This window comes from Streptomyces sp. NPDC107562 (genome assembly GCF_055657325.1).
In genome coordinates this window covers 1,262,105-1,274,070 of sequence record NZ_JBVKBE010000001.1, presented here as the reverse complement: position 1 = coordinate 1,274,070, position 11,966 = coordinate 1,262,105, and the positions used below count along the sequence as shown (strand labels likewise).

12 protein-coding genes and 2 pseudogenes are annotated in these 11,966 nt (G+C 69.3%); 8 read left to right on the top strand and 6 right to left on the bottom strand.

Annotated elements, in window-relative coordinates:
• Positions 1–103 precede the first annotated feature (103 nt).
• The 4 genes from ACZ7LV_RS05615 (at position 104) to ACZ7LV_RS05600 (ending at position 5,077) form a co-directional block, all read left to right on the top strand.
• Entirely contained in the window at positions 104–322 is a 219-nt protein-coding gene (locus ACZ7LV_RS05615; RefSeq protein ID WP_471935946.1) for a hypothetical protein, read from the top strand.
• Positions 319–1,065, top strand: a complete 747-nt coding sequence (locus ACZ7LV_RS05610; RefSeq protein WP_471935944.1) for a hypothetical protein — start codon at positions 319–321, stop codon at positions 1,063–1,065. Before ACZ7LV_RS05615 ends, ACZ7LV_RS05610 begins: the two co-directional genes overlap by 4 nt.
• A 110-nt stretch (positions 1,066–1,175) precedes the next feature.
• Positions 1,176–3,539, top strand: coding sequence for a bacterial transcriptional activator domain-containing protein (locus ACZ7LV_RS05605; protein WP_471935942.1), 2,364 nt, complete (start codon positions 1,176–1,178; stop codon positions 3,537–3,539).
• A 146-nt stretch (positions 3,540–3,685) separates the two neighbouring features.
• Complete coding sequence (locus ACZ7LV_RS05600; protein ID WP_471936148.1) at positions 3,686–5,077, top strand: DUF2637 domain-containing protein; 1,392 nt, start codon at positions 3,686–3,688, stop codon at positions 5,075–5,077.
• A gap of 439 nt (positions 5,078–5,516) precedes the next feature.
• Here the strand turns inward: ACZ7LV_RS05600 and ACZ7LV_RS05595 are convergent, their stop codons facing one another.
• From ACZ7LV_RS05595 to ACZ7LV_RS05580, 4 genes are all read right to left on the bottom strand, one after another.
• Positions 5,517–5,822: a plasmid pRiA4b ORF-3 family protein gene (locus ACZ7LV_RS05595; RefSeq protein WP_471935940.1), complete on the bottom strand. Its 306-nt coding sequence runs from the start codon at positions 5,820–5,822 to the stop codon at positions 5,517–5,519.
• 136 nt (positions 5,823–5,958) lie between these two features.
• On the bottom strand, positions 5,959–7,383 hold the full coding sequence (locus ACZ7LV_RS05590) for a hypothetical protein (RefSeq protein WP_471935938.1): 1,425 nt from the start codon (positions 7,381–7,383) through the stop codon (positions 5,959–5,961).
• A gap of 374 nt (positions 7,384–7,757) precedes the next feature.
• Entirely contained in the window at positions 7,758–8,405 is a 648-nt protein-coding gene (locus ACZ7LV_RS05585) for an HNH endonuclease family protein (protein WP_471935936.1), read from the bottom strand.
• A gap of 261 nt (positions 8,406–8,666) precedes the next feature.
• Positions 8,667–8,873 (bottom strand): DUF6417 family protein, encoded by a 207-nt coding sequence (locus ACZ7LV_RS05580; protein ID WP_471935934.1) that lies wholly within the window; start codon positions 8,871–8,873, stop codon positions 8,667–8,669.
• 448 nt (positions 8,874–9,321) lie between these two features.
• On the opposite strand from ACZ7LV_RS05580, the gene ACZ7LV_RS05575 reads away from it, so the two are divergent.
• The 4 genes and pseudogenes from ACZ7LV_RS05575 (at position 9,322) to ACZ7LV_RS05560 (ending at position 10,819) form a co-directional block, all read left to right on the top strand.
• Positions 9,322–9,984, top strand: a complete 663-nt coding sequence (locus ACZ7LV_RS05575) for a hypothetical protein (protein ID WP_471935932.1) — start codon at positions 9,322–9,324, stop codon at positions 9,982–9,984.
• Between the two features lie 17 nt (positions 9,985–10,001).
• Positions 10,002–10,193 (top strand): annotated as a pseudogene (locus ACZ7LV_RS05570) (helix-turn-helix domain-containing protein); the annotation flags it as partial.
• Positions 10,194–10,242: 49 nt separating this feature from the next.
• Positions 10,243–10,428, top strand: a pseudogene (locus tag ACZ7LV_RS05565) (transposase); the annotation flags it as partial.
• Between the two features lie 241 nt (positions 10,429–10,669).
• A complete protein-coding gene (locus ACZ7LV_RS05560) occupies positions 10,670–10,819 on the top strand; it encodes a hypothetical protein (RefSeq protein ID WP_471935930.1) in 150 nt (49 codons plus the stop codon).
• 149 nt (positions 10,820–10,968) lie between these two features.
• Here the strand turns inward: ACZ7LV_RS05560 and ACZ7LV_RS05555 are convergent, their stop codons facing one another.
• Complete coding sequence (locus ACZ7LV_RS05555) at positions 10,969–11,352, bottom strand: GntR family transcriptional regulator (RefSeq protein ID WP_471935928.1); 384 nt, start codon at positions 11,350–11,352, stop codon at positions 10,969–10,971.
• Positions 11,349–11,834, bottom strand: coding sequence for a hypothetical protein (locus ACZ7LV_RS05550; protein ID WP_471935926.1), 486 nt, complete (start codon positions 11,832–11,834; stop codon positions 11,349–11,351). Before ACZ7LV_RS05550 ends, ACZ7LV_RS05555 begins: the two co-directional genes overlap by 4 nt.
• Between the last annotated feature and the right edge of the window lie 132 nt (positions 11,835–11,966).

Below are 11,966 nucleotides of genomic sequence, written 5' to 3'. Positions count from 1 at the left end.
TTGCACTTTGCTCAAGCGAACAACTAGCGTGACCTTGAACCATCCGGCCAGACGCGCAATTCCACGTCAGCACCGAGGACAATTTGGAGAGGATGTGAGGGGTATGGCAGTCGCAATTCGCGATCAGGAAGGACTTGAGTTCGGTTGGTGGCCGCCCTGCACCCAGAGCGCGGCCCGCGTCGGCGGCGCCTGGGTCCTGACCGCGCACGGCGACTTCGGCATCGAAGACTTCAACCACGTCCGCCTGCGCTTCCCCGGCCGGCACGTCACCCTCGACGGCGACACCATCACCGTCTGGCCCCGCCGGCGGAGGAGCCGGTGACCTCCCACCCGCCCCGGACACGGACCGGACCCGCCCGCGAACCGGCCACGCCCGCATCCCCCCACCTTGCAGGCACAGCCGGACACAACCCGGAGCGCCAGCCCGCCCCTGCGGGCGGCCCGCCCAGCCCGTGCTGCCGGTCCCGGCAGCACGGCACACCCGCACGGCGACGGCACCCAAGCCCTCGTACAGCCCTCACCCTCCTCGCGATCACGGCCATCCTGATCCTGACCACCACCGGCTGCGGATCGCCCAGCCCGGGCTCCGGACCCCGCCCCTCCGCCACCTCCCCCGCCGGCCCGGAAAGCGCGGGCTCGGCCAGTGCCCAGCAGAAGCGGCCCTCGCGGCCCCTGGCACGCCTGGCGGGCCAGCACCACCTGAACCTGACGATCACAGCGGTCCAACGTGACACCGGCGGCTTCCTCACCGTCCGCGGCGAACTGGCCAACAACGGCCCGGACACCACAGGTGTCCCGGCCGAACTGCGCGGCACCGAACGCTCCGTCCTGCGCAACGGACAGTCCCTCGGCGGCGCCACCCTCACCGACTACCAGGGGAAGAAGCGCTACTACGTGCTGCGCGACGCCGAGGGACGCCCCCTGACCACGACCGGCCTGCAATACCTCGCCGCCGGCGAGCGGGTCCGGGTGTTCATGCAGTTCCCCGCGCCGCCCGCCCATGTGCGCGAAGTCGGCTTCCACCTGCCCCAGTTCGACACCACCACCCTCAGGATCAGCCCGTGACCAGCCCCGCCCCCCACCACGCCGGTCCCCACCGTCCTGATCCCGCGCAACGGCCGGCGAGGCGCCGTCTGCTCATCGCCTGCACTGCCGCAGGGCTTGCTGCAGCCGTCATGGCCCCGCAAGCGGCCGCTGCCCCCTCACCCGAACCCGCGCGCGCAGCAACCGGCACGGCACACGCCGCCACCACAGCCGGCCCCGTCGACGCCGACGATCCCGACCTCGCCCTGCCCGAGGGCACGACACTGGCCACACCGAAGGTCCTCGACCTCACACCCACACTCTCCGACATCCACGAAGTCACCCAAGACCTCGGCCCCACCCCCACACGCGACACCTCCCGCACCGCCGCCCCGGGCCCTCCGGCCCGCTCCCCGTCCCGGATGACCTCCCCGGCCCCGTCAGCGGCTTACAGCCCGTCAGCGGCTGTTCCCGCACCCGACACGTCCAACCCGGCCGCCACCGCGCCCGAGGCGACACCCGCCCCCGCCCCAGCGCGCCGCACCGTACCGACCGCTTCCCTCCTCGGCGCAGGCCTGCTGCTGACCGCTGCCGTAACGGCCGCCGTCGCGGCCCGCCGCCTGCACCGCCGGCGCCGCGCAGCCCTCCACCGGCCCGCCACCGCCCACCCTGCTACCCCACCAGGTCCCGCCGCGCCCGGCACCGACGGACTGGACCGCCTCAACGCCGCGCTACTCGTGCTGGCCTCCACCACCACCGGCACACCGCCACCGCTACGAGCCGCCCGTCTTGGCACCGCCGGCCTGCACCTGCTGCCCGACGACCCCGCCCTCACGCCCCCAGCCCCCTTCACCACCGCAGCCGACGGCTGGTGGAGCCTGGCCCACCACACCCCCCTGCCCGACCCGCCCGCCACCGCGCATCCGCCGACCGTCCCCTATCCCGCCCTGGCCGCCCTCGGTCACACCCCCGACAGCGCGCTTGTGCTGCTCAACCTGGCCCAGCTGCCCGCCCTGCACCTGGACGGCAGTCCCACCGCCGTCCGCGAGGTATGCGCCCACCTCCTGCTCGAACTCGCCACCAGCCCCTGGGCCGGCCACGCACACCTCGTCGCCCTCGGCTTCAGCCACGAGCTGCCCCTGCTCCTGCCGGCCGCCAACATCACCCACCTGTCCCGCCCCGACCACGCCCTGCGCCACCTCACCGAACACCTCCTCCACGCCCACCAACACCCCCACCTGCCACACCCGCCCTACATCCTGCTCAGCGCCCTGTCCCTGGACCCGGACATCACCCGCCAGCTCACCGACGCCATCAGCAAAGCCACCACAGCCGTCACCGTCATCGCACCCGCAACCACAGGCACCGCCAGCCCGACCGCTCCCCTCACCCTCAACGCCGCAGCGACCGCGCCCCAGCCCCTCGACTACGCCCACAGCCACGTCACGCTCGCCCGCCTGACACACACCGACTACACCCGCATCACGGCATCCCTGAGCCCCGCAGCCCCCGCCGGACAGCCCGCTCCCCCGCCTCAGGCGCCCGTTCACGAACCCGGCCCCCACACCCCCAGCGGACACCAACCACTCCCGTCTGCCGGCGCGGCACACGACGACATCCCCTTTCCCGCCCTCATCCCCGCCGCCCACACCGACGGCCCGGATGACGCCAGGCCCACCGGCACCCCAGAAACGGACAACCCGCACGGAAAGTCGGAGCCCGCCCCCACCGACGAGCCCCGCGGACCACGTGCCGGCCGGGCGTCCACCTCCGCGGCAGCCCAGCACCGGCCCGCTCCGCAGATCAGAGTCCTCGGCCCGCTGGACGTCGACGGCGTACCCGCCACCGGCCACGGCCCCCGCCTCGCCCAGCTCGCCGCCCTGCTCTACTTCCGCCCCGCCCGCCCCGCCGACCAACTCCAAACCGACATGGACCCCCACACCCCCTGGAACACCAGCACCCTCAACACCCGCCTGCAAGAACTACGCCGCGCCCTGGGCAACGACCCCGACGGCAACCCATACGTCCCCCGCCGGCGCCTCCGCGACGACCCCTACACCCTGGCCCCCGCCATCCGCTGCGACTGGACCGACTTCCGCCACCTCACCGACAAAGCCCTCCCGCTGGGTCCCGCGGGCCTGCCCGACCTCGAACACGCGCTCGCCCTCGTCCGCGGCCGCCCCTTCGGCACCCGGCCCCTGCCCTGGGCCGAACCCCACCAGCAGGAAATGACCACCCGGATCATCGACACCATCCACACCATCGCCACCCACCGCATCCCAGCCGGCCCCCACCACGACCTCAGCGCCGCCCGCCAGGCCGTAGCAACAGGACTCGACATCGACGACACCGCCGAAGTCCTCTACCGCGACTGGATGAGGATCGAAGCCGCCGCCCACAACCGCTCCGGACTGCACACCGCCCTCGCACGCCTCCAGGAAGTCAACCGGCAACTCGACTGCCCGATGCAAGCCGAGACCGAAGAACTCGTCCACACCCTGCTCACCACCCGCTGACGCACATGCGGGTGACAAACGAATCGAAGGCGCTCAGCCCTCCCGCCCCATGCCCGCGCAGCAGCACCCGGCGCACGGCGCGCGAGAAGGGAGTTCAGGCGGCTGCGCCGCAGCAGCTGACACGGACGCAGCGCCTCCTCATCGGCGTGGTCGTCTTCGGTGCCGTGATCATCGCGGGCATCGGTTTCGCGGGGTCGTACGCAGCCGTACGCACCCTCGCCCTGAAGAAGGGCTTCGGAGACTTCAGTTACGTCTTCCCCATCGGCATCGACGCAGGTATCTGCGTACTGCTGGCCCTGGACCTGCTCCTCACCCGGACCCGCATCCCCTTCCCGCTGCTGCGCCAGACGGCCTGGCTCCTGACCGCGGCGACGATCGCCTTCAACGGCGCAGCGGCCTGGCCCGACCCGCTGGCCGTCGGCATGCACGGCATCATCCCGATCCTGTTCGTCGTCACCGTCGAAGCCGCCCGGCACGCCACCGGCCGGATCGCGGACATCACCGCCGGCACACACATGGAGAACGTCCGCCTCACCCGCTGGCTGCTCTCCCCGGCGCCGACCTTCCTGCTCTGGCGCCGCATGAAACTGTGGGAACTCCGCTCCTACGACCAAGTAATCAAGCTGGAACAGCAACGCCTCGTCTACCAGGCCCGCCTGCGCTCCCGCTACGGCCGCGCCTGGCGCCGCAAAGCCCCCGCCGAGGCCCTGACGCCGCTGCGCCTGGCCCGCTACGGCATCCCCCTCGCCGACACCGCCCCGGCGGGCCTGGCGGCGGCGGGCATCCAACCGGCAGCCATGCCGCAAGCCGGACCCGGCCTCACCCGCCCGCGACAGACCACACCCCACGCACCCACCCACCAGCACGCACACACGCAACCACACACCATGCCGCCGCCCAGCACCTCCGGCTCCCCGACCAGAACGAGCACCCACCACGAACCGGCCCACAACACCAGACACCAAGCGGCTCACAAACCGCACGCGCCATCCCCCACCCCAGCCCCCGACAGCGAGCTGCCTGCCCTCACACAGACATCACCGCAGAAGAAGCCACAGCCATCGCCCGACAGCACGACCACACCGGCAGCCGCGACACAGCACCACCCCCGCAGCCGCGCCCCCGGCCCCCCTCCGGGCCGGCAGAACCCAGCAATGAAACCGGCCGCGCTGAGCACAGTGGACCGCTACTACCTGGCATGGATGCAATACCAGGACCAACACGGCAACGAACCCACCGGCAAAGAACTGTCCACCTACCTCGCCCACCAAGGCATACACGGCCGCCACCAGCAACCCGTCAGCCCCGCCACCCTGCGCCGCTACCTCCTGGCCTACCGCCTCTATAACCTATGGGCACAACACCGCACCCACAGCGCAAACCCCCCACTCGACGCCATAGCCCGCGAATGCGCCCACCACGGCATCACAGGCCAATACAACAAACCCATCACCACCCAACACCTCACCAAACAAGCCCACGACTTCGAACGCCGCTGGCAAGCACTCCACCACCCACACACCCACACCAGGCAGTGAAAAACCACAACCGGGAGCCGACCAGTGGCCACGACGGAGCATCGGTGACAGGCGCACCCTCTCGTCACCGGATACGCGACGTCAGCGGCCGGCTGGCTTCCCCCGCCTACGGCTACATCAACTGCCACCCGAGGCCAGTCAACTCCTCGCTGGCGGCCCCTTCGGGTACGCAACCAAAGAGCTACCCCCGGCGCTCACCCCACCACGGAAGGATCGGAGGCAGGTCGCTGAGCCCGCGGGCAGGGCGCCTCGGCACCGGCGACTCCCCGTCGTCCCCATCCCAGCGGCGCGCATACTGGTCCGGAAGGCTGCCCCATCCCCAGTAGGGAACCGGCCCGTCAGGTTCCTCACCGACTGCGTCGAGAGGATCGATGCCCTTATCCCCCACCGTGCACAAGTGAGCCTAGTCATCACCCATGTCGAAGACATAGGCGAACTGCTAGCCGGCCTGCAGCCTGCTCAGCTTGGTGGCATGCCCATCCACGGTGCCGTCCGGCGCCTCGCCGTCCCACCAGTCCAAAGGGCTGACCCGGGTGCCGTCGGACAACGTGAACAGGTGCAGGTGCGCAAGGTCCCACCGGCCGAAGGCAAGATCGATGGCCGTGGCGAACTCGGCGAAAGAATGCGATCGCGCCGCTGCGAAAACCCGGCCCGGACGCGGCCAAAAATCCCCGCCGCGCCCAGAAACCAACTCCACCCGGACGGACAGCCAGGTACGAGCCACGATCACCACCCCCTCATGCACCAAGCCTCCAAGCCCGCACCAAGGCGAGCGACCACGACAGGCAATTGGTCAGCAAGGCACGTCAGTCGTCACCGAGGCAGGCGTGCTGTCATCGAGGGGACGAGTGCTGATCAAAGTTCTGGACTGCGGTGCAGTCTCAGTTGTCTACCCCGGCTTCCCACTTGCGCCGGCGCAGTACGTGGTCGCTGAAAAGGTGTCGGCTCCGGTCGAGCAGTTCACCCACCTCCGCGTCACCGCGCCGCCCGTCCGGCGACGGATGCCAGCGCTGCACTGATTGCGCGGCCAAGGTCCGCAGCTTCATATCCGGGTCCCGGAGCAGACCGACCGCAGCCCGTAGCGCCACGGTGCCGCCACGCGCGTCGAGCAGCCGGAACGCGCCGACGCGGACGTGCCGCAGCCGGTCGGTACTGATGCGCGTCAATAGCCAGTCGGCGGGCAGTTCCTTGGCCGAGGGCAGCAGGGCGGCGACGGTCTCACGGACGACACCGGCGGCAGGGTCGTCGAGGAGCGGCCGCAGCAACTGCTCCTCATCCGCGCAGTCCAGTATCCGCAGCCCTGCCACCGCTCGCGCCCGCACCCCGGCCGCCGGGTGCACGAGCAGCACTCGCAGGAGCCCGGCGTCTGCGCGGTTCCCGCACTCGGCCAGCCCGATCACCGCACCGGGCGGCAACCCGGGGTTGTCCGTCGTCGTGCACCGCTCCCGGTACCAGACCTCCGGGTCACCTCCCCGCTGTCGTACGACATACCGGGCACAAGCGCGCACGAGCGCGGAGCGGTCGCTGAGAAACGGTTCCGCCTGCTCTGCCCGCCCCGCGCGTCTCAGCGCGGTGACGCCGGCCGATCGGGTACGCGGGTTGCGTGCGGACAGCAGCGGAGGCAGCACCGCCTCGTAGGCATCCTCATCTCCCAGAGCAGTGAGGGCCGCTGTGGCGCACAGGTCCTGGACCACGGTGTCCTGGTCTTCGGCGGCCGCGTGGGCCAGTTCAGCGGGACGGAGCAGTCGGCCCTCGATGGCAAGCCGGTACGCGAACCGCCGGACAATGCGGTCGGGGTCGGCGAAGAGAACAGCGAGCTGCCCGTGAGATGCCTGGCGCAGGATATGACTGAGCTCATCGACGCCGAAGGCGCCTCTGTCACGGCGGCCGAGGCGGAGGATGAGCGGCGCGAGGTCAAGGGCAGAGTCCACGTCCAAGGTCTCGCGCAGCAGTTTGCGGGCATGCTCGCGCACGGGGGCGACCCAATCGGCGCAGCGGATAACGACCAACGGCAGCAGGCCGGGGTATCGGACCGACTGGCTCAGCGCCTCCTGCCGGATCCGCCCGTCGCGGTGGCAGAGGGCGAGTGCGAGCCGAGACTCGCTGAGCTGAGTCAGGTCGGCAGGAAGTGGGGCGGACTGCTCCCACCCGGGCAGGAACTCCGGGCGGTGCCAGGCCACCTCACGTACTCCTGCGTCCAGCGCGAGCCAGTCAGCGGGGTCGGCGACATCCAGTGCGCTGTGAAGCGGCCTACCTCCCGCGAGCCGCGTCGCAGCCGCCATCCCGTCGTCGATGTCCTCAAGCATTCCCGCCCCTCCTGCAGTCGTACCAGGTGATCGTAGGGGCGGGGTTTGCGTAGGGCGCGTGAAATATGGTCCGTGATCGCCACGGGGCCACCGTTCGACACCCTGTTCACCAGAGGCCGAACGCGGTAACAGCACCCCCTGCTTTGCTTGCCGCTGGTGACAGCCAGCGCATCGCATCGGTGACGACCACCATGCATTGCCCTACTGGAGCCGCAGGTCAGCGGATGCCGATGCTGACAACTACCGTGCTCCGCCACAGTTGGGGCGTCGAACACTCCATCGGTCAAGAAAGGGCCGTGGCCGTCCAGGACGTGGCCCGTCCGGAACAAGACACAGTCACCCGTGTTTCACCCGGTGTGCCGACCATCGGCGTGTCAGTACACGGGCGTGAAGGAGACCGGGACGTTCGGGCAGTCGGCCGCGAGAGCGGCGAGTGTCTCCTGCTCGACCGGGTCCGCGGCAAGTGCCCAGCGGTGCTTCACAGCTGTCCAGTCGGCGACGTACCGGCACACCACCGCCGCCTGCGGCAGCCACTGCGCCGGATCCTGATCGGCCTTCTGACGGTTGGACCGCGCCGTCACCGCGACGAGGGCTCGCTCGTCACCGAGGTCATTGGCGAACTGCTCCCTCCGCTCGCTGCTCCAGCCAGAAGCCCCCGAGTCCCACGCCTCCGCCAGCGGCACGAGATGATCGATATCCAGGCCGCGCGCACCGTCGACGTACTGATCGTCATACCAGGAGTACCACTGCCCCCCGGCCAGCGTGCATCGGCCACTCACCTCGGGCGCGGTGGACGCTTCCTCGATCAGGACCTCCGCACGCGTGGAACAGCCATCGTGATCCGCATCGATCCAGTGCCGGAACAGGTCCCGGTCGTATCCTGTGCGGTCTTCGTCGGCCACCGGCAGCGCAGCCACCGCCGTGTGCAGGGGAAGGGTCTCCTCGGCGTGCGCCGGGGTCGTGGCAGCAAGACATCCGGCCGCCAGAAAGCCTGCCACGAGCAGGCGGGTTGCATTCTTCACCCCGGGTGAATGTCCAGCCTCCCGGCGGGGTCATGCACCGGCCCGGCCTCCACCACACGTGTGAGGTACATACCGCCACCACAACGAGTGGATTCCCCCGCCGCGCAGGCAACGGCCGCTGCCCGGCACGCGTTCGCGCCCCGAGACGCGACGGCAGCACCCGATCAGCCCGCACCATCACGCCGACAGCACCGATAGCCATATGTCTGGCCATCCGCTGAGTTCATTTCAGCGTGGCTCTCGGATCGCACCGATACGCGCTCAGTTCTCCGAAGGGATACGAGCGGCGATCTCCCGCGCCAGCCGGTCCGCCTCCTGTGAGACCGGCCCGTCCTCCTGCGCCACGGTCAGCAGCAAACCCAACAAATCGTGTGCTTCCTCAAGCGTTAGCAAGGCAAGCCGGTGCGCTGTGTGCTCCGTCGCCGAGAAGTCCGCCGCGTCCAGATCGAAGGCATCGTAGTCGTCCATGCCAGAGCAACGTGCCCACAAGCCTGCACGTCACGCGCGGGAAAAGCCTCGCGGAAGGTCATCAACAGCAGCATGGCAGTGGACGCCCGAACCGGGGGGGACCGGACTGAGCCGCTGATGCCGGCCGATCTGGTCCATGGACGAAGGTGGTGTTTTCGGCGGGGTGAACGAGGGCCACGTGGGCGGTGGTTTCGAGAGCAGCTTTGGGCCATCCGTGCGGGACATGGACAACGGTGTAGGTCCATGATCGGCGGCGAGAATGAGAGCCACCCAGATCGAGTGACATCGGGTTGGGAGTGTCTGCCGTAGCGGATGGACGTGGGCCAGGAGGTTGGTGGTCTGGGCCCTGCCGGTCCGTGTCCCTGACAGGCGCGGTGCGGACGGGCCCGCCTCTTTGCTGCGAGAGCCGGTTGGTGGTCGGCTTTCAAGCGTGTCAGGGGTTGGTGCGATGATCCCCGAGGCGGGTGTGCGCTCGCCGAAATCTCGACTCGGGGGTGGCTCGGTTTTGGATACGTGGCAGGAGTTGTCGGCGGCGGTGGAGGCTCGCCTGGCGGCCATGTCGTCGAGTGAGCGCGCCGTGTTTGCGGCTGGCGCCGCTGAGCGGCTCATGAGTTGGCATGAAGCACTGCCCGAGGAGGATCGGGCGCCGTTCACGATGAGCCTTCGCTCCCTGCTGAACGCCGTATGGGAGGGTTCCCTCGGGGATTCGACGGCTTTCACGGCGGTGAAGCGGGGTGTGGCCGAATACATGCTCAGCGAGTACTGCCACAACGATGGCCAGGACGGTCCCGGCGATGCGGACGAGAACGCGGCGGCCACGACGCTGTATGCCGCGCACGCCTACCTGTTCGAGTGCTGTGACTTCTCGGTCTGGGCGAGCCGAAGGGCCGTGGACGCTGTGGACGAGCACCTTGAGCACCTTGCCGAGCAGGAAAGGGAAGTACCCGACCTCGACGAGGCAACCGTTGCAGAGCTCCAGCGGCAGCTGCGGGATCTCGACCTCATCGCGAACTACTCGAAGGACCTTCGGCTCGCCAGCCTGGGACTGCCCATCGACACTTCGATCCGGCTTCGCGTGGAACTGCGGACCCCTCTTTCCAGCCGGGACTGACCGTGTGAACAGCCCGCACCCGAGACCTCCTCGCCCAGCTCTTCGGAGTCAACGGCAGCACCCTTACCAGGGCCGTTCACCAAGTCCAGCCCCTCCTGGCCGTGCACGGCTACACCATCCCACCGTCGACAGCCAGGTTCCGCACGCCCGCCGATGTCACCGCGTTCCTCGCGAACAGCAGGTCCACAAAGATCAAATCAGCATGTTGATTCTCTGCGAGCCCTTACAGGCCATCTCATTTGGCGTGTTGGATAGCCTGTGGCAGTGGGGATCGTTGAGCGGCTGGTGCCGGATGAGCTGCGGGAGTTGTTCCAGCGGGTCGCGCCCGAGGCGCCAACCCGTCCGCAAGGCGGTGGCAGGCGCCGGCACGGAGACCGGGAAGTGCTGGCCGCGATCGTGTTTGTCGCGACGTCTGGCTGCACGTGGCATCAGCGGCATGCGGGGGTTCCTCAGCAACCCCACGACCAGGCGCGCCACGCTCACCGCTGACAGGCTTGCCGCCCTGGCCACGCTCGGGGCTGGAGTGGGCGACGTGATGGTCAGGTCGCGTCGCATACACGGCTGCAAGGGAACGTGGAGCCGATACTTCCGCTGGAATCGATCGAGGTAAACGATGGCCGAACGTGACTACCGCGATGCCGTCCGTCGGCAGTGCGCCCGACACCCAGTCCCAGCAGGACTAGTGGTGGGTGCATTCTGGGCGCTCGTCTTCTGGGTCTTCCTGTCCCCAGAAGTCAGCGACATCGCGCTCATCTTCTCGGCCTTCGCCGCCCTCTTCACACTCATCGCGTTCAACGAGCGACGCAGAAGGAAGCGGTCCGGTCTGACGCTGTAAAGCAAAGCCCCTCCGACGCCTCGGCGTCGATCAGGGACTGCCGAGCCGCTCGCATCGAGCACGAGGGGTCCTGTCCGGTCCAACGATCGGACAGGACCCCTCTACTGCTACGACGCCATGGCAGAAGCAAGATGGTGTTGAGTGGTGTGTCAGGGCGTATTGTCCAACGCCTTCTGTACGGCCCCGATCACTGCCCGCGGGTCCGCGCCAAGCCCTTGAGCCTGCGTCACGAACAGCCGCGCCAATTCCGCCAGCCGCGCCGGATCCGGGCCGGTGCCAGGGGCCGCAAGCGGAGCCACGCGTGTCCCCGCTCCTCTGCGTGTCCGGACCAACGACGCCGATTCCAGTTCGCGGTAGGCCCTTGCCACCGTTCCTGCCGCCAGGCCCAGATCGGCTGCCAGCTGACGTACCGTCGGAAGGCGTTCGCCTTCCGGGAGACGGCCGATGGCGATCAGAGCGGCCAACTCGGCCCGGATCTGTTCGTACGGCGGAACGTGGCTGGCGGTGTCGACGTGAATGAAGAGACGGGTCACCGGCGCACCCGGGCCTTGGGTGCGATCACCGTGAACAGGCACCATGCCACCGTGACGAGGGCGATCAGGGCCACCAGCCACACGATGCCTGCTCCGATACGGCCCAGGGTCCCGTCACAGCCCGTGCCCATCAGGGCGCCGGACATGGTCGAGGCGATACCGAGCAGGAGCGCGGACACCAGCAGGCCCCACGCTGCGACGACGGCCAGCGCGCGGTCACGGCGGTTCTGGTCGTCCCCGGGACGGCGGGCGATCCAGGTCAGCGACCACAGGCAGGCAACTGTAGCGACGATGACACAGGCGAGGACGGGCGCGCCGTAGAAACCACCGGGCCCCGAGCCCATGCTGACGATGTCCCCGTCCTGGCAGGTGAAGGCCAGGGAACGACTCCCGCGAGACGTCTCATCGGTCCGGGCAAAAACGGCCGCCGTCATCAGGAGGACGACAACTACGCCGGCCTGGGCGAGCAGGAGCAGCGTCATCCGCGGTGGCACATAATCGCGAACGCGGCGCGGGGTCAACCCCGCCGTGCGGACCGTGCCGCGGGGACGGGCCGTCAACAGATCACCCGCCAGGACACCGGCAACCGCGCACAGACCGAAGACGAGAATCGC